The organism is Thalassotalea sp. G2M2-11 (assembly GCF_017168195.1).
Lineage (GTDB): Bacteria > Pseudomonadota > Gammaproteobacteria > Enterobacterales > Alteromonadaceae > Thalassotalea_E.
In genome coordinates, this window is record NZ_JADNYL010000002.1 from 437351 (window position 1) to 464005 (window position 26655).

Below are 26655 nucleotides of genomic sequence, written 5' to 3' on the forward strand. Positions count from 1 at the left end.
AATAACGCTATCCATTTAGCAGAAAATGCAGATAAATACTGCCAGCATAGCCTAAAACAATGGCCCAACTCCATTTCAAATGGCCTAGAAATGAGTACTTTCCTTTCGTCTGTCCCATCAACGCTACACCCGCAGCAGAGCCTACAGAAAGTAAACTCCCACCAACACCTGCGGTCATTGTGACTAATAACCATTGTTGAAGATCCATCATAGGATTCATACTCAGTACAGCAAATACCACTGGAATGTTATCAACTATCGCCGATAAAACCCCCACTAAAATATTGGCATACGTTGGGCTCCAATGACTATAGAGCAATTCAGAGACTAAGCCTAAATACCCCATAAAGCCTAAACCACCAACACACATGACCACACCATAAAAGAATAATAAAGTATCCCATTCTGCTCTGGCGATTTTATCAAAAATATCAAAGGGGACAATATTACCAAGGCTTTTCAATGCTTTATCATCTTTTAAAATTTCAGCTTGGGTGCGCTTTTTATTAAGAGATCGAGGTAAACTCTTACGTAAATAAAAGCCGAGAAATTTCAAATAACCAAGTCCAAGCATCATACCTAACACCGGAGGCATGTTTACTAAACTATGACAGATGACAGCCGTTGCTATAGTTAACACAAACAAAAAGATAATTCGCTTGGCACCACGCTTTAACACAAAATCTTCATCCGTAATTGGCGCTGATGCTTGATTTGAGATGAACAAGCTCATAATGGTTGCCGGAATTAAGAAGTTGACAAAAGAGGGCAGTAATAACACAAAGAACTGTTCAAATTGCACTAAGCCAGCTTGCCAAATCATTAATGTGGTAATATCACCAAACGGGCTAAACACCCCGCCAGCATTTGATGCCACCACAATATTGATACAAGCAATATTAATAAACTTGAGATTATTAGGAGCCACTTTAAGTACGATGGCACACATTAGCATCGCAGTGGTCAGATTATTAGCAAATGATGAAATGATAAAGGCTAATATACCAGTGAGCCAAAATAAACTTCTTAAACTTAAACCTTTGGCAATCATCCAAATACGCAAACGCTCAAAAACGCCTCGCTCTTCCATCGCATTGATATAAGTCATCGCCACTAACAAAAACAATAATAGTTGCGCATATTCGAGTAAGTTATGGTTAAACGCTTCTTCTGCCTCTTTAGGGATGCCATGTTGAGTGTAAACCCAACCAATCATAAACCAGATGATTCCAGCGGCGACCAACACCGGTTTTGATTTTCTCAGATGGATGAATTCCTCTCCAATCACCAGTAAATAGGCAAAAGAAAAAAGAATCAGTGAAAGAATACCCACAAAAGAACTTGTTAAATCGAGTTCACCTACCGTTGAAGCAAAAGTAGGTGAAGAGATCACAAACAGAAGTAAAGCGACGACGAATTTTTTCAAGATAGTTGCTCTTTAAAGAAGTAAATAAGTATGAATGATTAAAAACCCGCACATTCTACTCTTATAGAGCAATAAACAAAATATAATAACTGACTAATTGAGTTATTATCGTTATAAAAATTATCTATATTAGTTACTCAGATAAAACCGAGTTAGACCGCCATGTCCCCCACAAAAGGGTTCGTTCGACGCTCTTCACCAAAGGTGCCCATAGGACCATGTCCAGGAATAAATTTAACATCATCACCAAGTGGAAACAGGTTTTCTCGAATAGATTTAATCAAGGTAGGATGATCTCCACGAGGAAAATCTGTTCGCCCAATAGAGCCTTTAAATAAAACATCCCCCACTTGTGCTAACTTAGATGCTCTATGAAAAAACACTACATGCCCTGGTGTATGGCCTGGGCAAAAATAAACTTCTAATTCGACATTACCAAAACTAACTGTATCGCCTTGTGTTAACCAACGTGTTGGTTCGAACAATTCAGCATCGGCAAAGCCAAAGCGAGTAATTTGCTCAGGAATAAGGTCAATCCAAAATTTATCTTCTTTGTGCGGCCCCTCAATAGGTACGTTAAAATGTTCTGCTATTGCCTTGGTCGCCCCGGCATGATCGATATGGGCATGAGTTAACAGTACTTTAACTAGGGTCAGCCCTTGCTGCTTAATAGCATCAATGATTAGTTGTGCATCACCACCAGGATCAACTACCGCAGCTTGCTTAGTTTCATCACACCAAAATAACGTACAATTTTGTTGAAATGGTGTCACGGGAATGATTTGAAACTGAAGCATAATGTACCTTTATTGATAATTTAAAAGAATTGACTTACCACAAGAGATGGGCATAAATCCCTTCACTTCAAGTGCTAAGCTTGTGTCTCAATAATTTTACATTCTTAAAAGCACTTTAAAAAGCCAAATGTGATAAAACAATAAAATCACTTCACTATCACTCGCTAACTCGGTAAGCTCGGCACAAATAAAAAATAATAATTGATAATTGTATGACGCAAGTTAGAGACTCTTTTCACTCCCGTATTGGATTTGTCTTAGCAGCAGCTGGCTCTGCTATTGGTTTAGGTAATATTTGGGGCTTTCCCACTAACGCCGCTAATAATGGCGGTGGCGCATTTTTATTTGTGTATCTTGTCGTTACCTTATTATTGGCATTACCAGCACTGTACGCCGAAGTTTATATCGGCAATCAGTCACAAAAAAACCCAGTATCAGCATTGGGTGATGCCTGCAAGAATATCTCTGAACGTTTAGGTCGTAATGCCGGCATTATTGGCTTATGCGGCGCTATTATGATGTTAAGTTTCTATACCATAGTCGCTGGTTGGATGTTATCGCACGCCCTATCAGCGATCACTCAGCTAATGGGGTTTAATGAACTATCAAGCTGGTTGGGTACATCAAGTACTGAGCGTAACTTGGTATTCACCCCTATTTTTATTTTATTAGGTGCTGCAATTATTCATCAAGGGGTAAATGCTGGTATAGAGAAATGGTCCACTCGCTTAATGCCTGTGTTGTTGATCATGCTGTTTGGACTTATTGTTTATATTCTTCAGCAGCCGGGGGCAATGGAAGGATTAAAAGTGTATTTAGTGCCTGATTTTAGTCAACTTACTAACCCTAAATTAATCGTATCAGCCATGGGACAAGCGTTTTTCTCGTTATCGATTGGTGTCGGTGGCATGATGATTTACGGTTCTTACATGCAAAAAGACAAAGATTTAGGGAAGCTAGTTATTTCAATCACAGCATTAGACACAGGAATCGCTTTTCTTGCTGGCTTATTGATTATTCCAGCACTTTTTGTTGCTCAACACGCAGGGCAACAAGTATTCCAAGGAAACCAGCTGATTGGCGAAGGCCAGCTGATCTTTCATATTCTGCCGGAATTATTTGCTTCTATGGGGACAATAGGGTTAATCGTGGCCATTGGTTTCTTTATGTTACTATCGATCGCTGCCTTAACCTCGACCATCTCGTCAACAGAAGTCCCCGTCGCTTATCTAGTAGAAGATAAGAACATTTCACGCCATAAGGCTACTTGGCTTGTTTCAGGCACGGTATTATTCTTTTCAATGCTACTGATTGCGTTTTTCGATGTCTTATTTGGCGCGTTTATTCGGGTGTTAACCACTATACTGCAGCCATTAAGCTGTTTATTTTACTTTATTGTTGTTGGCTGGTTATGGCACAGAGGCAATAAATTGCGCGATAAAGCATTGCAAGTCGATCGTCCATGGTTAAAGCACTGGGGCAACTACATCAGATTTGTTTGCCCTATTTTGTTAACCGTGGTCTTTGTCAACGTCGCTATTCTTAATTAATCAATTAGAGAAATTGCAGGCAAAAAACACCTGCAATTTCGGTTAGCAATCCGATTAACTGCTAACGTTATTACGACCTTTTTTCTTGGCGCGGTATAAAGCTATATCCGCTTGTTTGACTGTTTGCTCAAAGCTTTGTTTTTGCGCTTTACTGGCAACGCCCATAGATACTGTCACTCGCACTGTTTTGTGACCTGTCTCGTGCTGTTTTTGCCGTGCTTTTTTAGTTTTTCTCAAAGGATGACGGATCACTATTTCATAATCGGCGATAGACTGACGCAATCGTTCAAGCTCATCGGTAACTTCTTCAGCAACCTTGCGCGGAAAAATCGCTGTAAACTCTTCGCCCCCGTAACGAAATATACGACCGCCATTACTGATTGTAGCAAGCTTAGCAGCCACAAGTTTTAGCACTTGATCACCTATATCATGCCCATAGGTGTCATTGAACTTTTTGAAATGATCAATATCTATCATGGCAACACTATACTTTCTGCCAAGCGACAACGCATATTGGTTTAATGCCCGTCTTGATGGTAAGCGAGTTAATTCATCTCGGTAGGCAAGGTAATAAGAATCCACCACCACAACAACAATATACTGAAAAGTTACCACCGCGAGTAAAACAGTCAGAGGTAAGCTTAACTGCTGCTGAAAATATAAATACACCAGTACTAACGTGGTTAACAATGAAGAAACAAACAAGTTTGCGTGGCGTAATGCTTTATACATAATGAATAAAGCAATGCCGTAAAGTGGCAATAATAAACCTAATGACTCAAAATTAACCGCAAGTATTTGCTCACTCTGATTATATTGACTAAACCAATCAACAGCTAACAACCATGCTTTTGCTAAAATAAAACAAATAGCTAAGCCAACAACCCGCAGCACTCCATGAATAGACAATAAACCGCGATCTTTGATCAGTGTTAAATAAATAAAACCAAAAATAGCACTAACAAATACCCATTCCTGATTAGCATCTAGCCAGCTTTTTCCACTAACTAATTCTTGCTCAACCAGATAAAAGCAACACAATGCCATCAATAACAAGGTGATCCGGCTACGGCTAAATTGTGCAGAAAATAAAATGCCGATTACCAGCAACCCATACAAAACTTGTTCAATCAACAATGCATACGCTTGCCAATGCGTTTCTAACACGGTAATTAAGGTAAAACCAAGAGAAACAGCAAGCCCTGTCCATAAAGTGGTTTTTAATCCTTCAAGCTTTTGTAGCAAAACTAACCTCTATCATTGATTTATCTAGCATAATTTTTACCATACTCTGTATAGCGTATAAACAATTTTAACTAATCTGCTTTAAATTAACGCCCTATTCTCTTCTTCACTTTTTTGTAGTTCAACCTGTTCAATTTTTTCAAAACGATTAACGATTTTATCCGCAGAGGTATGAATTTGTTTAACATCGCCCGCGGCCTGATCTATGTGCTTGGCAAGATTAGCAAAACGCGTGCGAAAACGTGAAAAGTCAGCCGCAAGATGAGATAGATGCGCTTGAATAATATGAATTTGTTCTCGCGTTGCTTCATCTTTTAGCACAGCGCGCGCCGTGGTTAATATTGCCATTAACGTTGTTGGTGATGTTAGCCAAACGCGTTGTTTATTCGCAAATTCCACTAAGTCTGGATAATGTCCATGGATCTCAGCAAAAATGGCTTCCGCCGGCAAAAACATAACCGCCCCGTCTGCCGTTTCATTCTCAATTAAATACTTTTCACTGATGTCCTTGATGTGCTTTTTGATGTCTAATTTAAACTGGCGTTCAGCAGCCTTACGTTCTAATTCACTCTGCTGAATATCCGTCATTTTACGATAACTTTCTAACGGAAATTTAGCGTCAATGACTATCGTGCCTGTGGGTTTTGGCAAAAATAAAACACAATCGGCAATTTTGCCATTGGATAAGGTATGTTGTAGTGAAAAATGTGCTTCTGGTAGCACATTTCGAATTAACGAATTCAATTGTACCTCTCCAAATGCACCACGTGATCGTTTATCAGATAAGACTTCTTGTAAACTCACCACATTGGTCGACAACTCAGTGATCTTCTTCTGTGCATCATCAATCAGCGCTAATCTTTTTAAGATGTCATGAAACGTTTTGGTGGTTTTATCAAAACCATCGGCAAGACGCTTTTCTACTTGCTCGCTGATCTCTTTCAACCGATTGTCTGTTGATATGGTTAGCTCTTTCATTTTATCAGCAAGCTGCTCACTCGATTGCCGTAATGACTTTTGTTGCTCTTCACGAGTCATCACACTGGCTTTATTTAAATGTTCAATTAACTGATCAACCGCTTTTAATTGATTGTGATTAAACTGAGTGTGAAACTCATGTAACACCGAGAGTTGCTTTTCAGATGACGCATTCTGTTGATGCAACAATTTTATTTTCAGATCCGAAAATTGTTGATCAACTATTTGTTTCAATTCATGAAAAGTTTGCAGTGATTGTTGATGATGATGCAAAATTGTTTGTTGTAATTGTTGATAAGACTTATCCGACATATCTTGCATGAGCTGCAATTTATGTGATATCTGTTCAAACTGAACATGGTCATTACTCATCGCTGACAGCATTCGATTCACTTTTATCAACACCAACAACAACACAATAAATATAGCAACAGCAACCAACAGCAGCATGTTTGACTGTGTTAGGCCCATGGCAGCAAGAGATTGATCAAGAAAGGCGTTCACCCGACACTCCAAAAAACACTGTATTTATGACCAGTTATTAGAGCATACTTTTTTGATAAGGTTAAATTTATTTCACCTTCAACCACACAGTTAAACGCATAGTCATTAGAAAAGGCGCGCTTATTGAAGCGAAAGCATAGCGAGATCAGGCTTGATGGTCGCCAGTTTCATCATTTTGAATACGATCACCGAACTTATTCAGAATGTTCACTTTTCCATCACAAACGGCAATAATAGATTTATCACGCTTAAATTCTTCAGGAATAATGACTCGTCCATTGGCATTTTGACGGCAAAATTTTACTTCATGAAGTAATTCTAAAGAAATATCGCTGTAATAAATAATCGTTACTTGCCTTAAGTCTTGTTCCACCGCTGTTTATCCTTGCATCATCAATTTATTAACCATCCTTGGTTTAATTGTAGACGTGAATCACTAAATGTCAGATGAATTCGTTAATTTTGCGGCATAAAAAAACGCCTCATATGAGACGTTTTTGCTGTTAAAATTAAAACAAGTTCCGTTTATTTGGCTAACTTATCATTTAATTCTTCAATTTTTGCTTGCCAAATTGCAGGTCCTGTCACATGTGCTGACTCCCCCGTGCTATCAACCGCAACTGTCACTGGCATATCTTCAACTTCAAATTCATAAATAGCTTCCATTCCCAGTTCTTCAAAAGCAACCACACGCGCTTTTTTAATTGCTTTTGATACTAGGTAAGCAGCACCACCTACAGCCATTAAATATACTGATTGATGATTTTTAATACTTTCTACCGTTGCAGGACCTCGCTCAGCTTTACCAATAGTGCCTAATAAGCCAGTATCTGCCAGCATCATTTCAGTAAATTTATCCATACGTGTTGCAGTCGTTGGGCCTGCTGGTCCAACCGCTTCATCACCAATAGCATCTACCGGGCCAACGTAATAGATAAACTTATTAGTAAAATCGACCCCTTCAGGCAACCCTTCACCCGAGGCTAATAGCTCTTGGATTTTTTTATGGGCAGCATCACGACCAGTTAAAATCTTACCCGAAAGTAACACGGTTTCCCCTGTTTTCCATTCGGCAATATCGGCTTTTGTTAAGCCGTCAACATTCACGCGACGCACATTTTCGCCCACTTCCCAGGTAATTTCTGGCCACTCTTCTAATTTTGGCGGTGTTAAATCTGCAGGGCCTGAGCCATCAAGATGAAAATGCACATGACGAGTTGCTGCACAATTTGGGATCATCACCACAGGTTTAGAAGCAGCATGTGTTGGTACCGAATTTATCTTCACATCCACGACCGTGGTTAATCCGCCAAGTCCCTGCGCTCCAATACCAAGCTTATTAACACGATCATAAATTTCTAGGCGTAATTCTTCTTCAGCATTTTGTGGCCCGCGATCCAAAAGCTCTTGAATATCAACAGGATCCATCAAGCTTTCTTTGGCTAGCACCGCGGCTTTTTCTGCTGTACCGCCTACGCCTATGCCTAACATCCCCGGAGGACACCAACCCGCGCCCATGGTAGGTAATGTTTTCACTACCCAATCAGCAATTGAATCACTTGGATTTAACATCACCATTTTAGTTTTATTTTCACTTCCGCCACCTTTAGCGGCAATCATCACTTCCACTTCACTGCCAGCAACCATATCAAGGTGGACAACAGCGGGGGTATTATCTTTGGTATTTTTACGTGCTCCGGTAGGATCTTCAACAATAGAAGCTCGTAGCGGGTTATCTGGGTTTAAATATGCGCGGCGAGTACCTTCATCAACCATCTGCTGAACCGTCATATCCGTTTTGTCCCATTTAACATCCATGCCTACTTTAACAAAGCAAGTGACAATACCGGTGTCTTGGCAAATAGGACGTTTACCTTGAGCTGACATGCGAGAGTTTATCAATATCTGGGCAATCGCATCTTTTGCCGCTTGGCTTTCTTCTTTGTGATATGCCTTTTCTAATGCTTGAATAAAATCTAATGGATGATAATAGGAGATGTATTGCAACGCATCTGCAATACTGTCAATTAAATCTTGTTGTTTAATGATAGCCATGATTGCCCTTCACTTTTTAGTTGCCCTTTTCAACGCCGACACGTGAAAATGTTGAAAGTTATATTTTTGCCGATATGATACCCTGCTTAACAACGGCTCGCCACTATAATGCGAAACCAATACAACGACTAGGTAACAGATTTGCTCCACCATTGTAACGTAACTATTCAAGCTAAACCCTTGAACTTTAGTCATAAGATATCGCCAAGTGAACTTTTCTCCGTGTTTGCCGATCAACCGTGGGCCATGTGGTTAGATTCAGCCCATAGTGACCATATCGACAGTCGTTATGACATTATCGTATGGCAACCTCAGGTAACCTTAGAAACGCAACACCAAAGCACTCGCATTGATTATTTACAAGGTGATCAGCTGGTCAAAACTGAAACAAGTACCGAAGATCCTTTAACATTATTACAGCAAGTACAAGCAGCAAGCTTTGCACAAATGACGATTGAACCACACCACCTGCCGTTTTCAACGGGTGCGGTCGGTTATTGCGCCTATGACTTAGGGCGCCGATTTGAACAACTCCCCAATCAAGCAAAACGCGATATTTCACTGCCCGAAATGGCAATGGGTATTTATCATCAAGCAATTATATTTGATAATGAGCAACAAGGTTATTTCCTGATTTGCCCAGATAATCAACGAGCGAGTATTGAACAATCTTTAATAACGCGACTACAACAACCAAAAAAAGCTGCTTCCCCTTTTAGCTTGACCAGCCCATGGCAAGCAAATGTAACCAGACAAGCGTATCAAGAAAAATTTGAGCAAATACAAGCGTATTTATTAAGTGGTGATTGCTATCAAATTAATTTAACTCAACGTTTTAGCAGTCATTATCAAGGAGACGAATTTCAAGCTTACTTAGCACTAAGAGAGCAAAATAAAGCGCCATTTTCGGCTTTTATTCGCTTGGCCGAACACGCTATTTTAAGTATTTCACCAGAGCGCTTTTTACTGTTAACCGGTAATCAAGTACAAAGTAAGCCAATTAAAGGCACCATGCCACGCGCCACAAATAGCACACAAGATAACAAAAATGCCGACATTTTACGGCATTCCGCAAAAGATCAAGCTGAAAACTTAATGATCGTTGACCTACTTCGCAATGACATTAGTAAAGTGTGCTTACCTGGTTCAGTGAAGGTGCCAAAATTATTTGATATTGAAAGTTTTCCGGCGGTACATCATTTAGTGAGCACCGTTGAAGGAGAACTTGCGCCACAATATAGTGCTGGTGATTTATTACGAGGCGCATTTCCTGGCGGCTCAATAACTGGTGCCCCCAAAATTCGGGCGATGGAAATTATTGACGAACTCGAACCTCATCGTCGAAGTATCTATTGTGGAAGTATCGGTTATCTTTCCGCATGCGGTAATATGGACACCAGTATCACCATTCGTACTTTGGTTTGTGAAAATAGCGTGATACATTGTTGGGCTGGCGGTGGTATTGTGGCTGACTCACAAGTCGATGCAGAATATCAAGAAAGTTTAGATAAAGTGAATAAAATTTTACCCATATTAGCCCAGCTAAATGAGTCAATGAGTAATGACCAAAAATGAGTTTTTACAAAAATTTCAATTAAGCCCATTAGCTGCTAACGAGCAACAGTTAAGGTTATTATCAAAACCTGAGCAATTAAAGCAATCGGCTGTACTGATCACTTTGTTCGAGCAAGAACAACAATTACACCTATTACTGACCAAAAGAGCGCAACATCTCAAACATCACAGTGGCCAAATCTGCTTCCCTGGTGGTAAAGTTGAACAGCAGGACAAAAGCTTTACTGACACAGCATTACGAGAGGCCTATGAAGAAATTGGATTACCCCCAGATGCCTTAACCGTGTTGGGACAATTACATCCTTATCAAACCATTACTGGCTTTAGCATTACCCCAATTATTGCCATATTAAAACACCGAGTAAACTACCAAGTCGATCACAACGAAGTTGCTGAAATATTTCATGTTCCCCTCTTACATTTTTTAGACGCTAGCAATCAATTTCACGTCAATATCAGGCAGAAAACCGGTAATCATCAAGTACATTTTATGCCCTACCAAGAATACAATATATGGGGAGCAACAGCCGCTATCATTAAAGATCTCACCCAGCTCATCACTCAATAATCATGCTAATTGCTTTTTTACATCTATAATATGCAATAAAACTGTTTATTAGTGTGATAACTTTCAGTTATCATTACCGAAGATAATTTCACTATTTGCCATAAAGGCAATAATTAATTCAGGTTTTATTCATGATTAGTGTATTTGATATGTTTTCTATCGGTATTGGCCCTTCAAGTTCTCATACCGTAGGGCCAATGAAGGCGGCAAAGCTATTTGTTGATCATTTAATTGAACAACAACTGATCGGTCGAGTCGACTGTGTTAAAACTGAATTATTTGGCTCTTTAGGTCAAACAGGTATTGGCCATGGCACAGGTAAAGCTGTGATATTAGGCTTATCTGGTGAAACCCCAGAACAAATTGCTGTAGAGTCTATCGATAAAATTCTTAAGCAAGTCACCTCAAGTGAAGAAATAGCACTGACACCAGAGACAACAGTCAGCTTTCCCAAGAAAGACGCCATCGTTTATCATCGTAGAAAGACTTTGCCTGCTCATGCGAATGCAATGACTTTGTATGCCTATGAAAATAAGCAAGTTATTTTTGAAGAAACATATTACTCCATTGGTGGCGGCTTTATCGTACAAGATTGTGACTTTGAAAAAGAGAAAAACAAAGCCTTATCGTTACATGAAAATATTGAACGCCCACATAAATTTTCTAGTGCGGATGAGCTAATCGGCTTAGCCACTGAAAAGGGCTTGAGCATCAGTACCATCATGATGGAAAATGAAAAGTGCTTAAATAATGAAGCAGAGATTAAAAAAGGCTTAGTAGCCATTTGGCAAGCCATGCATGAAAGTGTAGAACGTGGAATGCGCACTGAAGGCATCTTACCTGGTGGACTTAAAGTCAATCGTCGTGCCCCAGCACTTTATCGCTCGTTATCGGTAGAGAACAATAATGATCCACTCAATGCCATGGATTGGGTGAACTTATTTGCGTTAGCGGTTAACGAAGAAAATGCCGCAGGCAGCCGTGTTGTAACCGCGCCAACTAATGGTGCTGCAGGCATTATTCCAGCCGTACTTTGTTATTACAATAAATTCATAAAACCGGTTGAAGATGAAGACTGTATTCGTTACTTACTCACCGCAGCAGCGATTGGCATCCTCTATAAAACTAACGCAACAATTTCTGGCGCAGAAGGCGGATGCCAAGCAGAAGTCGGAGTCGCCTGTTCAATGGCCGCCGGTGCATTAACAGAACTGATGGGGGGTTCGCCCAAGCAAGTAGAAAATGCTGCAGAGATCGGCATGGAACATAATTTAGGATTAACCTGCGATCCCGTCGGGGGCTTAGTGCAAGTACCTTGTATTGAACGTAACGCCATGGGTGCTGTTAAAGCAATCAATGCTTCTCGCCTAGCCTTACGTGGCACAGGAACAAGTAAGGTGTCACTTGATAAAGTAATAAAAACCATGTGGGAAACGGGTAATGATATGAAAACCAAATATAAAGAAACGTCACGCGGTGGTTTAGCAGTAAATATTATCGAGTGTTAGCGACACCAGTCAACAAACTGTGTGCTAACAGATAATTTTATTAACGCCAGAGACAAAAAAAGCTGTTGGTCAAACAACAGCTTTTTATTTGCAATACTAGATACTAATTATTTAACGGGTAATTGAATATCCGAAAACATTTCTTCTACTTCGGCATTATTTTTCAACAACACAGCTTTTGTTACTAAATCGCGATTTAAATGAGGTGCGAAACGTTCGATAAAATCAAACATATAACCACGTAAAAAAGTCCCTCTTCTAAAGCCGATTTTAGTGGTACTGGCTTTAAACAAATGGCTGGCATCAATCGTCACTAGATCACTATCAAGTTTTTGATCCATTGCCATGGTAGCAATAACACCAATACCGACTCCCATGCGCACATAAGTCTTTATCACATCCGCATCGGTAGCGGTAAAAGCAATTTTAGGTTCAACCCCTGCTTTATTAAACGCTTTATCGAGCTCAGAACGACCAGTAAAACCGAACACATAAGTAACCAACGAATATTTAGCAATATCTTCAATGGTAAGATTGGTTTTATTGGCTAAAGGATGATCCTTACGAACAATAATGCTACGGTTCCAGTGATAACAAGGCAACATGATCAAGTCGTTATATAAATGAAAAGACTCGGTTGCAATAGCAAAATCGGCATCACCTTTGGTCGCTGCATCACTAATTTGTGCTGGCGTACCTTGATACATGTGTAACGAAACTTTTGAGTACTTCTTCATAAAGCCCTGAATCACATCAGGTAAAGCATAACGCGCTTGTGTATGCGTAGTTGCAATGCGTAATTTACCTTCATCCGGTTGCGTATGCTCACGAGCAACCGCTTTTATCGCTTCAACCTTAGATAAAATTTCAGTAGCAATATTAATCACTTCGCTACCCGCAGGAGTTACATGAGTAAGGTGTTTACCACTGCGGCCAAAAATCTGAATTCCTAATTCATCTTCCAGCATACGGACTTGTTTACTGATACCAGGTTGCGAGGTAAAAAGGCTTTCTGCAGTCGCAGAAACATTCAAGTTATTGTTTTGAACTTCGACAATATAACGTAGTTGTTGCAGTTTCATAATGTGTAGTCAGTGTGGCTTATGCAAAAAATATATACTTAAATAAGAATTTATTCCATAGAAATTTATCGGTTTTTGTAAAAAAATTTCAACATCAGTGTTTTTAACCGCCAAATGTAGAAATATTACTACATAAAACCATAAACGTGCACATTTTTCAATCAAGACTATAAAAATTTAACTAAATTTCATTAAAAGATACAATTCGATGAAAAGATACACTTACCCCTATGCTAAGCCACTGATTTTTTGTAGACTGACACGAGAACATCGTTCTTTCCTTTTGCGAGTAAGAGAATAAATATGGGTATAATTATTGGCTTAGTAATAGCACTAGTCGTTATCGTTGTGGTTGTAAATGCCATACAACAACACAAAGAAAAACAAGAAAAAGAAAGACGTGCTAAAGCCGCAAAACAAAAAGCAGTAATTGATGAAACTGAAGAGCTGATCTTAAATTTAACACATCTACCTTCAAACCCTAAGATTGTTGAAATTATGAATCGACGCAGCCTCAATGCTTGTAAAGCCATGAGTAAAATCATGCCTGAAGTGAAAGGGATTAAAAATCGTATTCAAGAAATGGAATCTCGCTTATCGGCCTCTGAAGAATTATCAAACAACGCTGGAGCAGATGAAGTCTTTGTCCTACCAGATAATGAACAACAGCTTGTGGTTATCTTACAAACCATTAAAAAATTACGATTAATGTTAAAGGCTGAGCAAACGAAAGGCGTACTTGATGCACCGACCTATATGCATGAAGATCAAAAACTTGATGTATTACAATTACGTATCAGTGTTGAAAGTCTCTTTAAAAGAGGTATGCAAGCATACAATAAGGAAATGCTTGGCTCTGCCAGACAGTACTTTGAAAAAGCATTACAAACCTTAACAGAGCATCCACTACAAACTGACTACAGTCATCAAAAGCGTGAAGAAATAGAAGCGCAGCTAGAAGAAATCACCTTGGCATTAAAAAGCTCTAATGCGAAAGATGCTGAAAAGAAAGCCAAAGCTGAAGAAGATGACTTGGATATGCTGTTTCAACCGAAAAAGAAATGGTAATACTTTCTTCCCACCATTTATAAATACTGAAAAAGCTCAAGTTTTTACTTGAGCTTTTTTATTAACTCAACCTTTTAATTAAAGCGCCTGCACTAAAATTGTTCGACTCACTTCGGGCGTAATATCACCATGTTCACCAATATTAGTCATACCATGGGTTACTAATTTATTGATAATGCTATCAATATCAGCTTCACCAATCCCCACTTCAGCGAGTCTAATAGGTACATGCATTTGTTGAAAAAACGCTTCAGTTAAGGCAATCGCTTTATCAATTTTCGCTGCTTCATCACAGCGGGTAACACAATCGACAATGTGCGAGCATGATCAATCCCATAGGCTCCGGTAAGTTCATGACCTATCATGTGAGTAGACCAATCTTGTGGTACCCCAGCACCAATCGAGGAGCCCCATTACATGATTCAGGCTTACAAGCCAGTAAACTTTCAACTTTAGCAACCTGTCTTTGCGGGGCGCCGGCATACTTTGAAAAATATGCCATTCCAACTCACCCTAGTGAATTAGCCGATCACCAATGGGTTAACTATAAACTCACTTCCAATACGTTAAAGCTCACGAAAGGTAATCGAGTTTACAACATCAAAATGAACGGGACTATTACTACCAATAATGCTGCAGCAAGAACGGCATTTGTTGAAGGTGGCCACGGATTAGCACGGATCACTTTATATGATGCAACACCCAAAATTCGAAAAGGGAGTTTAATTTCTGTACTTGATGAGTATACATTCAGTGATATTGAGCTGTACGGCGTTTTTCCTCCAGATAACGCTGAATCGAAAAAATTACGCTTATTGCTCGATTTTTTAACGCATTACTTTAATCAACTACCATTGATATCCAACTAAACCAAGCAGATAATTTCATATAAAAACTCACAATATAGTTTTGCTACTTGGTCAGTGACTCAACTAAACTAACTACAGCCTTCGTTTGCAAGCCCGCGTTGGTTGCATAGTCTTGATTGGTATAACCCCACCAATCCCAGCAGCCTTGAGGGTTAAAAGGGTTGATATTCGATGATGTCGTTTGCGGATACAGTACCACTAAATGATTACTATCCGCCCAGCGATTAAGTCCAACACCATCGACATAGCTGCGACCGACCGCTTCCGCATTTTGATTACAGCCATGAAAACTAATATGTAATTGACATTGCTTACCTGATGCGCAGTCCTTTGGTACATAAACATAACCATTTTTCGCTAAGCCGGCCGCCGCCGTATCAGCAACCACCTGTTGAGATACTTGATAAACATTACCTGTGGCTTTACCTGTGGGTGCATTGATGTCAGCAAGCATGAAGCTGAGCATCTTGCCAGCTGCATCATATTGACACAGACCTAGAAAAGGACTTTCAGATTGACGGCAATCACTGCCAATATTTAATGTCGGAAAGTGATGAGCAAAGGGCTTATCATCCACATAATGTAGCTGAGTTGATGGCAACCACTGTTGGTACTGCTTAACGAGATCATTAGTCACCGCGGCATGAATTTTTTCATCTTCAGAGCCATGTAATAGCCACACTTTGCTCGAAGATAAATGACTCAGCTTTGCTACTTTACCCTGCTGTTGCCATTGGCTCAGTTGCTGGTTAATTTGCTGTAAATCATCAGCACTTTCTCGCTTGTTTACACATTGCGCTAATGCCGTCATTAAGCTATTTTGTGCACAATAATAAGGCCCACCAGCAATTAAGCCAGCCCCTTTCACCCAGTCGGAGTGAGCAATATGAAGCTGACTCGCCATATATGCACCGCTGGAGACACCAGATACCGTAACAGCACTTGTATCCAGCGTTAATTTAGGCAAACGACTGGCATGGCAAGAAAACACCAGCGAAGCGATAATTAATGTGCATAACTTTTTCATTATTAACCTCTAGTTTGCTAAAAACTCAGTGATCATCTCAGCTTTTTGCTGGATAGCGTAAACACCATCTAAATGCCCCATCGTTCCCTTCAGTTCAGCATAATCACTTGATTTACCTAATTTGAGTAACTCGGTATGGGCCTTTTTTGCCATATAAGGCATCAATAATAAATCACCGGCAGCAGGTAAAAACAGTGTTTTGGCCTTAATACGGCTTAATCCTGATGCTAAATCTCCGTCATGTCCAGCAAGAAACAACTGACAAGCCCGTACTAAATACAACACATGATTTGCGTCTAATTGCTTCGCACGAGTTCGGGCAGCATTAGCTAACCAGTCAACCACAGCAAATGACGCATTAATATCATTTAAAGGTGATGATTCAAGTGGTGAGTGCGCTTTATTTACCTGATTAATAAATTGTGGGTGCATTGCTTGTTGCGTAATTAGCATCAAGGATGCCGTTAAACCATCAAGCGGCCGCTCATTTCCATAATAATTACCTTGCTGCCAATTTGCATCCAATCGAATAGGCACAGCCCATTGTTCTAGAGCCGCAGCAGTCCAAGCATCAGACTGAGCCATACCGATGACAGAAATCATTCGTGGCACCATATCAGGATAAGCTGCAGCCCAATCAATGGCTTGCAAAGATCCCATAGACGGCCCAACCACTGCATGTAATTTTTTAATTCCTAATGAATCGATTAGTGCTTTTTGCACATTCACAAAATCACGAATAGTCACCACGGGGAAACTTAACCCATATGGCTTACCTGTTTCAGGGTTGATCGATGCAGGCCCTGTGGTAATAACGTTAGTATCATGCACTGACGCATTGACCAAAGTGTCAGACGAAATAACAAAATATTTATTAGTATCAATCGCTTTACCTGGACCAATAATCGCATCCCAATAGCCAGCTTTGGCATCACTCTCATGGTACTTGCCTGCCGCGTGCGAATTACCGGTGAAATAATGGGTAATTAAAATCGCATTCGATTTATCCTCATTGAGCTTGCCATAGCTTTCCCAGCCAACAGTGACATTTTTGATGGTTTTGCCATTAAAAGTGGTGAAATTTTCCGTGGTAAACGACTTTTTCTCCACTAACATAGGAGATGCGTAAAGTGTGCATGACACTAACAATAATGTAATAACACTTAACAATCTAAGCATGAGAGTTCTCCAATAATAAATTATGATACTGTTGTCTTAACGCAGCTTTCATCACTTTTCCCGTACCATTTTTTGGCAATTCATCGACTTGAATAATGACGTCAGGTGTCCACCATGTGACAATTTTGCCTGACTAACGCGTTGATACACCGTTTTATAATTAGACCGATGAATGTCACCCGAGATGCGACGAGAGATAACTTCTTGTCGAGAATATACCCTAGCCGCATGTAGTGACAAGGAAATAACATTGAGCGGTCTATCCATCACACTTGGGGTAATATTTGCTTTGTGCATCAATACTTACCAATTAAAACCAGCTAAACAAGGCTATCGCTAAAATAACACCAAATAATGGGATCACCACAGTTAATGCCCCCATTGCCCAATAAGCTCTTTGGTGGGTTTCTTTACAGATTGCGCGGATGGTTGTCACCACATAACCATTGTGCGGTAAAGAATCTAACGCGCCGGAAGAGATTGACACGATACGATGCAACTCTTCTGGGTTCACCCCTTGATCAATATACTGTGGCCCTAATAACGGTAGTGCAATGGCTTGACCGCCTGATGCAGAGCCAGTAAGCCCAGCAATGACACTAACAGCAACCGCCGCACCAATTAATTCATTCCCCGGTAGTGAAGACATCACCACCACCGCTTGTTGAAAAGCTTCTGTCGACTTAGCTATGGTGCCAAAGCCTACCACTGCCGCTGTATTACCAATAGCCACTAATGCCCCAGTAGTACCATCAGTGACCGCCTTATCTAAATGATGAAAATGTTTATAATTAATTAGCATTATTGCTAACACACCACCACCTAAGGCAACAATCAGTGCTAATTGCTGAAGCTGTTCATGCAACGTAAAGGATAAAATAAGCACAACAATCAATGGCAGTATCCCTGTAATAGGATGCGGATAATCACGTTCAGGGATCACAGGATCGTCTTCACGATGTTCAAAGCATTCACCATTAGCAACGGCCTTACCAATCATGTGCTTAAGCCATATATATCCAAATGCTGCCATGGCAATCGCAACAACCAGGCTTACTTCCCAAGCTGCATAAGGCGTTGTACCTAAATGTTTTACTGGGATCCAGTTTTGAATTTCTGGCGAACCAGCAGAAGTCATAGTGAAAGTCACTGAGCCAAAAGCCAACGCAGCAGGAATAAAACGACGCGGTAGGTTAGCATCTTTAAATAAACTTAATGCCATCGGATAGACAGAAAAGGCAACCACAAAGACACTAACACCGCCATAAGTTAAAATAGCACATGCTAGTACCACGGCAACAACCGCATGTTTCATGCCTAGTTTATCGACGATCCAACGGGCCACAGAATCAGCCGCACCGGTATCTTCCATAAATTTGCCAAATAAAGATCCCAGCAAAAACATGAAAAACCAAGCGGAAATAAAGCCAGAAAACCCCGACATATAGGTAGATATAAAGTTGGTTTCGCCAATAAAGACCGGCAAACCGCTAGATAATGCCACAAGTAAGGCACATAATGGCGCAGCAATGAATAAGTTCATACCACGAATAGTTAAAATAATAAGCAGCGCTAAACCGCCCACTAAGCCAAAAAAGCTAAGCATATAAAAGTCCTTACCACGATAATTAGTCAACCAAGACTAATGTTAAAATCAGGTGCAAGGTGTCACACCTATACTGCAGGCATGGATTGTGTAAGACCACACAAGAGTAAAAGATACTGTTCTGACATGACATAGTTCTTAAGTACTATGTTAATTTTCAAAGTGGCTGTCTAAAGTAGATAAGGTCAAGGTTTCTGTTGTAAGACAAAAATAAACACAAAACAACGAAAAGAAACATTAGCGTTTTAATGGGGAGAACATCAAAATGAAACAATTATTCAATAGAAGTATTTGTGCCTTAGCGGTAACAACTGCTCTAACTACAAGTGTTGCAGCCTTTGCAGCGGAAGATGCAAAGAAAAAAGAGGCTGGTCTTGAACATATTGAAGTGACTGCGCGTAAATCAATGGAAAATTTACAAACGGTCCCTGTCGCCGTTACTTCTATTGGTGAATCTGAGCTTGCCGAAAATGGTATTTCTGTCATGACGGAAGTTCAGCGCTTTTCACCTAATACCACGCTACAAACTAGCCGAGGCACCAACTCGACCTTGACTGCTTTTATTCGCGGTGTGGGTCAACAAGATCCATTATGGGGTTATGAACCAGGTGTGGGCATTTATATTGACGACGTTTACCTTGCTCGCCCTCAAGGCGCTGTTATTGACCTACTTGATGTCGAACGTATCGAAGTTCTCCGTGGTCCACAAGGGACACTCTATGGTAAAAATACCATTGGCGGTGCGGTAAAATATATTACAAAACCTATGTCAGGAGAAACTGAATTCAATATTCAGGGCACCTTAGGTAGCTATAATCAAAAAGATTTGAAACTAACAGGACAAATTCCTTTAGCCAGCGATAAGTTATACTTAGGCTTTGGCCATGCCCAATTAAATCGCGATGGTTTTGGTGAATTCCTCACCTCTGCATTAGATAATCAAGATAAAGAAAATTACAACAAAGACTTATCAGCTTCACGTCTTACATTAGAATACCGAGCAAGCGAAGACCTATTTATGCGTTTAGCTTGGGATAAAACAAAAGATACTTCTAACGCAAAAGGCGGTTATCGTTTATTACCCAGTTTATTAACCGATGCCCCAGTGCCTGATAGCGTTTATGATTCTTATACCAGCATGCCAACATCTAACTTAGTTGAGCTTGAGGGTTTAAGTTTTATGATTGATTGGCAGGCAACCGACGCATTATCACTAAAATATATAACTTCTTCACGTGAAAGCTATTCAGACACAAACATTGATTTTGACAACACCTCATTAGATATTTTTGATGTGCCAGCTTTTTATGATGATGAAAATACCAGCCATGAGATTCAAGCCAACTATATCGGTGATGGCTATAGTATTGTCAGCGGTATTTACGCATACGATGGTGAATCATGTGGACACTTCGATGCCATCTTAGGATTTTTAGGACGTGCTGCATTTGGTGTTCCAGGCCTAACACGTGAAGTTACCGGCTGTAATAATAGTGAAAGTGTCGCTGCGTATATTCAAAGCAGTATTGATTTAACAGAACAACTTTCATTAACCGTAGGTGCGAGATACACCAAAGAAGAAAAAGATGCTATTGTAAACAATGGCTTAGCATTTACTAACGTCTATCCAGAGTCAGGTTGGATCCCAGGTTATGACCGAGGCGATGTTTCATTCCCTCAAGTACTTGGTACTGATACTGATGGGGACGGTATCTTGGATGCGCCTAAATCTAAAGATTGGTCACGTTTTACTCCAAGAGTCGGCCTTGAATATCAGGTAGATGACGACACCATGGTGTTCGCAAGCTACTCTCAAGGCTTTAAGTCAGGTACTTTTAACCCAAGAGCATCGAGTAATGAGGGTGCGGCCAATCCAGAAATCGTTGATTCAATAGAACTTGGTATCAAAAAAGATTGGAATGATGTGTTACGAACCAATATCACGTTATTCTCATTAGATCATAAAGATCGCCAATATATTACCGTTACACCTGATCCAAATGACGCGACGGTACTTAACCAAAATCTAGGTAATATCAAAGGCTCTACCGTTAAAGGTATTGAAACTGAAATCACTTATGCCGCTACTGACAACTTACGTTTAGATATGTCATTTGGTTATTTGGATGGTGAAATTGAAGATGATCCTACTATTGCAACGCCTTTAGTTGGCTTATCAAATACACCGGATTATACCTTAAGCTTGGCGGCAAACTATACCTTAGACACCGAACTTGGCTACTTTGTCTTAAATGGTGGTTATTACTATCGTGATGATTACTTACTTTTTGAAGACAGTGATTCACTGCTTCAGGAAGGTTACGGTACCGTCAATGCTAGCGTGACTTGGGAAAGCCAAGAAGGTAACTGGTATGGTGGCTTACACTTGAAAAACCTAACAGATGAAGAGGCCATGGTCGGTGGTTACAGCTTTACGGTCAAAAACGATGATGGCACATACACACCAGGCCTTGGTGGAGATAATACCTTAATCGCTTACTTTAATGATCCGCGTACGGTTCACTTAACGGTAGGTTATCGTTTTTAATATCTATTAGACATGGATATTTAGGCGGCGTAAGCCGCCTTTTTTTATCTGAAGAGATAGTCTTTTTATACGAACGTATAAAGTAAGATCTAATGATTAAAAAAGTACCATCTATGGATACGATTTTTTATTAACATTTCATGTCTAAAAGTCAAAAGACTCCTAATGTTTTTCCGCACAACTAAATCAAGACACTTTTTTAAGAAGCTTTGTTCATGTTTTGCCGACAATAAATCATGACATGCGTTAACCAAATAAAACGCAACAATTCAATTAAAGAAAATAGTCATTGGTTATTTGAAATTCTTGAAAAACATCAACAACAAACATTCCAGCATCTTTAGCTGCTTGTATACCCGTTTGTGCATCTTCAAATACGATACATTTTTCAGGGGCAACCCCCATAAGCTGAGCGCAACGTAAAAAGGTATCGGGAGCGGGTTTTGGGTTGTCGACTTGATCAGCCCCGACGACATGATCTAATAACTCCATCATTCCACACGATGATAAGATATTTTTGGCCTCTTGCGTGTAAGCCCCTGTCCCTACCGCCATCGGACGTTTATTTTTATTCGATAATGCAAATTCAGCAAGAACGGTTGGTTTAACATAATCTTTAAACGTGGCTGATACTACACTTTCTTTATAATCATTCATTTTTGCTAACGATACAGATGGCTGCACTGAAAAGCGTTCAATTAATATTGCTAACGTTTCAATGGTAGGCACTCCTGCCAATGAGCGCATTAACGCTGGTTCAATGGGAATACCATATTTTTCTAATGTTAATGTCCATGCATGTTGATGTAACTGACCGCTGTCAATTAATGTGCCATCCATATCAAAAATAATAGCGTCAAATTCTTCGTACATATACACCTCTAAATAACCTCATGCACCATACCACGAGCCAAAGATTAACGAAATTCAATAGCTTGCTCACCACTAAATTAAGTTGAAAAAAATGCCGCATAAAGCGGCATAACATTATAAGTAAATCTTAGAGAGACAGGTTATTTTATAAGCCTTGATTAAATGCATAAAAGGCAGCATTTTGACGAAGCTCATTTTTAAATTGACGAATTCGCGTTTCTTCATCAATGACCGTCAATTCAACACCAGCCATTTCAGCAAAATCGGCAATATTATCCGTAGTTACTGCTTGGCTATATGCGGTATGGTGTGCCCCGCCAGCATGGATCCATGCGCCGGCAGCAACTGACAAGTTTGGACGTGGTTCCCATAGTGCTGAAGCAACCGGCAAATTAGGCGTATCTGCAGGCGGTGTTACTGCATCAACTTCATTAACGATAATGCGAAAACGATTACCCAAATCAATTGGCGAGACGTTAATTGCAGGTCCTGCTTTGCCTGTAAATAATAATCGAGCAACATCACAACGCATACCTATGGTATGTAAATGTACATCTAATACAGGTTTATCCGCAGCAATTGATGGACATACTTCTAACATATGTGCCCCCAATGCTTGATCAGTAGCACCAAAGTTATAGGTGTAATCTTCCATAAACGATGTTCCGCCTTGGCGACCAGTTGCCATCACTTTCATGATACGCACCATAGCTGATGTTTTCCAATCACCTTCACCACCATAACCATAGCCTTTGCTCATCAATCGTTGAGTAGCTAAACCAGGTAAGCCAGTTAAACCGGCAAGATTTTCAAAACAGTTAGTAAATGCACCAAAACCACCATCAACTAAGAACTTTTCCATACCTAATTCAAGACGAGCTTCGTTCTGTAACATCTTTAATTTGTAGTCGTCATTAAAAACATCTGGTGCGATGGTGTAATCATTGCCATATAAATCAAGCTGTGATTTTATTTCCGCATCAGAAATCGAATTTACAACGTCAGATAATTCCCCTAAGCCATAAGCATGAACTTCATAACCAAATTGAATTTGTGCAGCAACTTTATCACCTTCTGTCACGGCGACTTGGCGCATGTTGTCGCCAAAACGTGCTACTTTTAAGTTCTGACTTTCATTCCAACCAGCGGCAGCTCGGCACCAGTCATCAATCTGAGTTTGTACATCTTTAGTTTGCCAATGACCAACAACAACTTTGCGCTCTTTACGCATACGCGTGCCAATATAACCGAATTCACGGTCACCATGCGCACTTTGATGAGTATTCATATAATTCATGTTAATGTCAGCCCAAGGTAGTGCCGCATTAAATTGGGTATGCAAATGCATAAACGGTTTACGTAACTCATTTAAACCAGCAATCCACATTTTTGCTGGTGAAAAAGTATGCATCCACATGATCACGCCAATACAATTGGCATCGCTGTTTGCCGCTTGGCATATCGCGTGAATTTCTTTTGGTGACTTAACCGTTGGTTGATAAACAATCTCTAGTGAAATATCACTTGATTGATTAAAACCTGCCACAATTTGCTGACTGTTATTGGCAACTTCTTCAAGCACTCTCGGGCCATATAAGTCTTGTGAACCTGTAATAAACCAAACCTGTTTTTTACCAAATACTTTCATAATTTTTTCTCACTAATAAATAGGTTTTGCTAAATATCAATTTAACTATTGTTGACCGTAGTACGCGTTTTTACCGTGCTTGCGTAAATAGTGCTTATCAACTAACCCTTGCTTTAAGCTCGCTATACTAGGAGCTAATGTTTTAGTTAAGTAAGCCATCTTAGCTATTTCTTCTAGTAACACCGCGTGATAAACCGATTTTGCTGCATCCTTCCCCCAAGTAAATGGTGCATGACCCGCAACAATAACCATGGGTGACTCGCTAGGTGAACGCTCTTTAAAACAATCGACGATTTGCGCGCCAGTTTCCTCTTCATAATCACCAGCAATACGCGCATCAGTCATTACCGGTGCGCAAGGTATTTCGCCGTATACATAATCCGCTTGTGTCGTACCTAAACATGGAATGGCAACTTGCGCCTGAGCCCATGCAGTAGCATAAGTAGAATGAGTATGTGTAACTCCACCAATATCAGACCATTGACGATACAAATACGTATGTGTTTTCGTGTCTGAAGACGGGTTTAATTTGCCTTCAACAATATTATTTTGTAAATCAACAATCACGATATCGTCGACAGTTAAGTCTTCATATGGCACACCACTTGGCTTTATTGCCACGATGCCTTTTTGACGATCAATTTGCGAGACATTGCCGAAGGTATAAGTGACTAGATTTCGTTTCTCTAACTCCATATTCGCTTCGTATACTTCACGCTTTAACTCTAAATAACTCATAATTTATCACCATCAACAAAGTTGCCCAGTGCTTGATATTGCTGATACAGCTCATCATATTTAGCTGCATTGACTAAATTGGGTTGATATGATTTTGCAACTGGCGAGTTCATCACTTTTTGCGCTTCAACAACGCTTGGATATAAACCAGCGGCGGTTGCGGCATAAATTGCTGCACCTAACGCACAACTTTGCTCACTTTCTAAAACATCTATGGAACAGTGCCAAACATCTGCACAGGTCTGCATGATATAGTCTGATTTTTTTGAAATACCGCCAATCGTTACAACATGATCAATGGCGATACCTTCTTCTTTAAAACGCTCGATAATGGCGCGCGCACCAAATGCTGTTGCTTCGACTAACGCTTTGAAAATTTCAGGCGCATGGCTACCCATTTTTAAACCAGTAATCGCCATGGAAACCGCTTGATTAGCATCTGGTGTACGACGACCATTTACCCAATCTAATGCGGTAATGCCGGTAGTGCCTATTGGCAGTTGCGATGCGAACTCACCAAGCTGAATTAAGGTATTATTTTCAACTTCTTCTACGAGTTTTGCTTTTGTTGCAGAATCAAGTATGTCGCTGGTATCAATTTGATTTAATGGCCAATTAATCAAGTTTTTAAACCACGCATATAAGTCACCAAACGCTGACTGACCGGCTTCTAAACCTATAAGCCCTGGCATCACAGAACCATCTACTTGGCCACAAATCCCTTTAATACATTTATCACCAATATTGTCATATTCAGCCACCGTAATATCACACGTTGATGTGCCCATCACTTTCGTCAACACACCCGGTTTAACATTGGCAGCAACGGCACCAGCATGACAATCAAAGGCACTAAATGACACTGTGATACCTACTGGTAAACCTAATTTTTCAGCCCATTCTTGAGTAAGTTGGCCGCATACTTGATCTGCCGTAAAGGTATCTGCAGGTAAACGATCGCGTAGACCGTCTAATAACGGATCAATACCAACAAAAAAGTCATTGGGTGGATAGCCTCCCCAACTTTCATGCCACATCACCTTATGTCCAGCGGCACAACGACTCGCACGGAATTTATCTGGGTGGGTTGTACCAGTTAACAGCGCTGACATCCAATCACAGTGTTCAACCCAGCTATGCGCTGAATTTTTAACGGCAATATCTTGGCGTAATACAAATAATACTTTCGCCCAAAACCATTCTGATGAATAAATACCACCTTCATATTTAAGGTAATCTTCAGGAGCTTGCTTGGCCGCTAGGGTGATCTCATTTGCTTCTTTAATCGCACTATGATCTTTCCACAAGACAAACATCGCATTTGGGTTAGTGGCGAACTCTTCTTTTAACGCTAAAGCCGTACCATTTTCATCAACTGCTACAGGTGTAGAGCCTGTTGTATCAAAGCTAATAGCATGTACATGTTTAGCTGAATCGGTGGGAGCTCGTTGCCATAAATCAGCCATAACCTGTTCTAGACTTTCGATATAATCCAGAGGATGTTGTCTAAATTGATCTTTACTTGCATCACAAAATAATCCCGCTTTCCAACGAGGATAATATGCAACACTCGTTGCTACTTCCGAACCTGTATCCGTATCAACTAATAACGCTCTAACGGAATCGGAGCCATAGTCTATTCCTAAAACATAAGAAAACATCTAAATACCTTTAAGCAAAGTTTTGCAGTCAACCTTTACATTGGCATCACAGAAACCAATTAATACTACAATATGATTATTCAACTTGTGTTATTGTAGTATGAATAAAATTTGAATTCGACCTTTTTTATACTTTTTTACAAAAATCAT

Annotated in this window: 21 protein-coding genes and 2 pseudogenes; 7 read left to right on the forward strand and 16 right to left on the reverse strand. The window is 40.1% G+C overall.

Annotated elements, in window-relative coordinates; translation table 11 throughout:
• Positions 1 to 7: 7 nt before the first annotated feature.
• The gene (gene nhaD, locus IV514_RS07870) at positions 8 to 1426 is read right to left on the reverse strand and encodes a sodium:proton antiporter NhaD (RefSeq protein ID WP_206484401.1); all 1419 of its coding nucleotides are present in this window, start codon (positions 1424 to 1426) and stop codon (positions 8 to 10) included.
• A 152-nt stretch (positions 1427 to 1578) separates the two neighbouring features.
• A complete protein-coding gene (locus tag IV514_RS07875) occupies positions 1579 to 2223 on the reverse strand; it encodes an MBL fold metallo-hydrolase (protein ID WP_206484402.1) in 645 nt (214 codons plus the stop codon).
• A 212-nt stretch (positions 2224 to 2435) separates the two neighbouring features.
• Between IV514_RS07875 and IV514_RS07880 the strand changes: the two genes are divergently transcribed.
• Positions 2436 to 3773 carry a sodium-dependent transporter gene (locus IV514_RS07880; protein ID WP_206484403.1) on the forward strand — a complete coding sequence of 446 codons (1338 nt, stop codon included), beginning with the start codon at positions 2436 to 2438 and terminating at the stop codon, positions 3771 to 3773.
• Positions 3774 to 3827: 54 nt separating this feature from the next.
• On the opposite strand, the gene IV514_RS07885 is transcribed toward IV514_RS07880, so the two are convergent.
• The 4 genes from IV514_RS07885 to IV514_RS07900 form a co-directional block, all read right to left on the reverse strand.
• Entirely contained in the window at positions 3828 to 5018 is a 1191-nt protein-coding gene (locus tag IV514_RS07885) for a GGDEF domain-containing protein (RefSeq protein WP_206484404.1), read from the reverse strand.
• Positions 5019 to 5099: 81 nt separating this feature from the next.
• Positions 5100 to 6500, reverse strand: a complete 1401-nt coding sequence (gene rmuC, locus IV514_RS07890) for a DNA recombination protein RmuC (RefSeq protein WP_346776904.1) — start codon at positions 6498 to 6500, stop codon at positions 5100 to 5102.
• Between the two features lie 145 nt (positions 6501 to 6645).
• Positions 6646 to 6873 (reverse strand): TIGR02922 family protein, encoded by a 228-nt coding sequence (locus tag IV514_RS07895; protein WP_206484405.1) that lies wholly within the window; start codon positions 6871 to 6873, stop codon positions 6646 to 6648.
• A 152-nt stretch (positions 6874 to 7025) separates the two neighbouring features.
• Entirely contained in the window at positions 7026 to 8555 is a 1530-nt protein-coding gene (locus IV514_RS07900; protein WP_206484406.1) for a fumarate hydratase, read from the reverse strand.
• Positions 8556 to 8735: 180 nt separating this feature from the next.
• Between IV514_RS07900 and pabB the strand changes: the two genes are divergently transcribed.
• From pabB to IV514_RS07915, 3 genes are all read left to right on the forward strand, one after another.
• Positions 8736 to 10130: an aminodeoxychorismate synthase component I gene (gene pabB / locus IV514_RS07905; protein ID WP_241242251.1), complete on the forward strand. Its 1395-nt coding sequence runs from the start codon at positions 8736 to 8738 to the stop codon at positions 10128 to 10130.
• The gene (locus IV514_RS07910; RefSeq protein WP_206484408.1) at positions 10117 to 10698 is read left to right on the forward strand and encodes a CoA pyrophosphatase; all 582 of its coding nucleotides are present in this window, start codon (positions 10117 to 10119) and stop codon (positions 10696 to 10698) included. Before pabB ends, IV514_RS07910 begins: the two co-directional genes overlap by 14 nt.
• Positions 10699 to 10829: 131 nt before the next feature.
• Positions 10830 to 12206, forward strand: coding sequence for an L-serine ammonia-lyase (locus IV514_RS07915; RefSeq protein ID WP_206484409.1), 1377 nt, complete (start codon positions 10830 to 10832; stop codon positions 12204 to 12206).
• 107 nt (positions 12207 to 12313) lie between these two features.
• Here IV514_RS07915 and cysB read toward each other — a convergent pair whose 3' ends face one another.
• Entirely contained in the window at positions 12314 to 13288 is a 975-nt protein-coding gene (gene cysB, locus IV514_RS07920) for an HTH-type transcriptional regulator CysB (RefSeq protein WP_206484410.1), read from the reverse strand.
• A 303-nt stretch (positions 13289 to 13591) separates the two neighbouring features.
• Here cysB and IV514_RS07925 point away from each other — a divergent pair, with 303 nt between their 5' ends.
• Positions 13592 to 14356, forward strand: a complete 765-nt coding sequence (locus IV514_RS07925) for a hypothetical protein (RefSeq protein WP_206484411.1) — start codon at positions 13592 to 13594, stop codon at positions 14354 to 14356.
• Between the two features lie 78 nt (positions 14357 to 14434).
• On the opposite strand, the pseudogene IV514_RS07930 reads toward IV514_RS07925, so the two are convergent.
• Positions 14435 to 14757: pseudogene (locus IV514_RS07930) on the reverse strand (iron-containing alcohol dehydrogenase); the annotation flags it as partial.
• Between IV514_RS07930 and IV514_RS07935 the strand changes: the two are divergent.
• Positions 14758 to 15225, forward strand: a pseudogene (locus tag IV514_RS07935) (substrate binding domain-containing protein); the annotation flags it as partial.
• A gap of 43 nt (positions 15226 to 15268) precedes the next feature.
• Here the strand turns inward: IV514_RS07935 and IV514_RS07940 are convergent.
• The 4 genes from IV514_RS07940 to IV514_RS07955 are packed head-to-tail and all read right to left on the reverse strand — an operon-like array spanning position 15269 to position 19037.
• Positions 15269 to 16252 carry a PHB depolymerase family esterase gene (locus IV514_RS07940; protein WP_206484413.1) on the reverse strand — a complete coding sequence of 328 codons (984 nt, stop codon included), beginning with the start codon at positions 16250 to 16252 and terminating at the stop codon, positions 15269 to 15271.
• Positions 16253 to 16261: 9 nt separating this feature from the next.
• Positions 16262 to 17431, reverse strand: coding sequence for a homoserine O-acetyltransferase (locus tag IV514_RS07945; protein ID WP_206484414.1), 1170 nt, complete (start codon positions 17429 to 17431; stop codon positions 16262 to 16264).
• A 51-nt stretch (positions 17432 to 17482) separates the two neighbouring features.
• A complete protein-coding gene (locus IV514_RS07950) occupies positions 17483 to 17728 on the reverse strand; it encodes a hypothetical protein (RefSeq protein ID WP_206484415.1) in 246 nt (81 codons plus the stop codon).
• A gap of 13 nt (positions 17729 to 17741) precedes the next feature.
• Entirely contained in the window at positions 17742 to 19037 is a 1296-nt protein-coding gene (locus IV514_RS07955; protein ID WP_206484416.1) for an SLC13 family permease, read from the reverse strand.
• A gap of 265 nt (positions 19038 to 19302) precedes the next feature.
• On the opposite strand from IV514_RS07955, the gene IV514_RS07960 reads away from it, so the two are divergent.
• On the forward strand, positions 19303 to 21585 hold the full coding sequence (locus IV514_RS07960) for a TonB-dependent receptor (protein WP_206484417.1): 2283 nt from the start codon (positions 19303 to 19305) through the stop codon (positions 21583 to 21585).
• A gap of 273 nt (positions 21586 to 21858) precedes the next feature.
• Here IV514_RS07960 and IV514_RS07965 read toward each other — a convergent pair whose 3' ends face one another.
• The 4 genes from IV514_RS07965 to IV514_RS07980 all read right to left on the reverse strand — a co-directional run bounded on the left by IV514_RS07965 (position 21859) and on the right by IV514_RS07980 (position 26505).
• On the reverse strand, positions 21859 to 22458 hold the full coding sequence (locus IV514_RS07965) for a beta-phosphoglucomutase family hydrolase (protein ID WP_206484418.1): 600 nt from the start codon (positions 22456 to 22458) through the stop codon (positions 21859 to 21861).
• A 145-nt stretch (positions 22459 to 22603) separates the two neighbouring features.
• Positions 22604 to 24106, reverse strand: coding sequence for an L-arabinose isomerase (araA, locus tag IV514_RS07970; RefSeq protein WP_206484419.1), 1503 nt, complete (start codon positions 24104 to 24106; stop codon positions 22604 to 22606).
• A gap of 45 nt (positions 24107 to 24151) precedes the next feature.
• A complete protein-coding gene (locus IV514_RS07975; protein WP_206484420.1) occupies positions 24152 to 24844 on the reverse strand; it encodes an L-ribulose-5-phosphate 4-epimerase in 693 nt (230 codons plus the stop codon).
• A complete protein-coding gene (locus tag IV514_RS07980) occupies positions 24841 to 26505 on the reverse strand; it encodes a ribulokinase (RefSeq protein WP_206484421.1) in 1665 nt (554 codons plus the stop codon). Before IV514_RS07980 ends, IV514_RS07975 begins: the two co-directional genes overlap by 4 nt.
• Between the last annotated feature and the right edge of the window lie 150 nt (positions 26506 to 26655).

What these genes read in the sequence shown, in the direction of transcription:
- IV514_RS07915 (WP_206484409.1), top strand. Translation starts at nt 10,830, where the DNA reads ATGATTAGTGTATTTGATATGTTTTCTATCGGTATTGGCCCTTCAAGT.
- IV514_RS07955 (WP_206484416.1), bottom strand. Translation starts at nt 19,037, where the DNA reads ATGCTTAGCTTTTTTGGCTTAGTGGGCGGTTTAGCGCTGCTTATTATT.
- IV514_RS07945 (WP_206484414.1), bottom strand. Translation starts at nt 17,431, where the DNA reads ATGCTTAGATTGTTAAGTGTTATTACATTATTGTTAGTGTCATGCACA.
- cysB (WP_206484410.1), bottom strand. Translation starts at nt 13,288, where the DNA reads ATGAAACTGCAACAACTACGTTATATTGTCGAAGTTCAAAACAATAAC.
- IV514_RS07910 (WP_206484408.1), top strand. Translation starts at nt 10,117, where the DNA reads ATGACCAAAAATGAGTTTTTACAAAAATTTCAATTAAGCCCATTAGCT.
- araA (WP_206484419.1), bottom strand. Translation starts at nt 24,106, where the DNA reads ATGAAAGTATTTGGTAAAAAACAGGTTTGGTTTATTACAGGTTCACAA.
- IV514_RS07875 (WP_206484402.1), bottom strand. Translation starts at nt 2,223, where the DNA reads ATGCTTCAGTTTCAAATCATTCCCGTGACACCATTTCAACAAAATTGT.
- IV514_RS07925 (WP_206484411.1), top strand. Translation starts at nt 13,592, where the DNA reads ATGGGTATAATTATTGGCTTAGTAATAGCACTAGTCGTTATCGTTGTG.
- IV514_RS07965 (WP_206484418.1), bottom strand. Translation starts at nt 22,458, where the DNA reads ATGTACGAAGAATTTGACGCTATTATTTTTGATATGGATGGCACATTA.
- IV514_RS07960 (WP_206484417.1), top strand. Translation starts at nt 19,303, where the DNA reads ATGAAACAATTATTCAATAGAAGTATTTGTGCCTTAGCGGTAACAACT.
- IV514_RS07950 (WP_206484415.1), bottom strand. Translation starts at nt 17,728, where the DNA reads ATGCACAAAGCAAATATTACCCCAAGTGTGATGGATAGACCGCTCAAT.
- IV514_RS07900 (WP_206484406.1), bottom strand. Translation starts at nt 8,555, where the DNA reads ATGGCTATCATTAAACAACAAGATTTAATTGACAGTATTGCAGATGCG.
- IV514_RS07980 (WP_206484421.1), bottom strand. Translation starts at nt 26,505, where the DNA reads ATGTTTTCTTATGTTTTAGGAATAGACTATGGCTCCGATTCCGTTAGA.
- IV514_RS07880 (WP_206484403.1), top strand. Translation starts at nt 2,436, where the DNA reads ATGACGCAAGTTAGAGACTCTTTTCACTCCCGTATTGGATTTGTCTTA.
- IV514_RS07975 (WP_206484420.1), bottom strand. Translation starts at nt 24,844, where the DNA reads ATGAGTTATTTAGAGTTAAAGCGTGAAGTATACGAAGCGAATATGGAG.
- IV514_RS07940 (WP_206484413.1), bottom strand. Translation starts at nt 16,252, where the DNA reads ATGAAAAAGTTATGCACATTAATTATCGCTTCGCTGGTGTTTTCTTGC.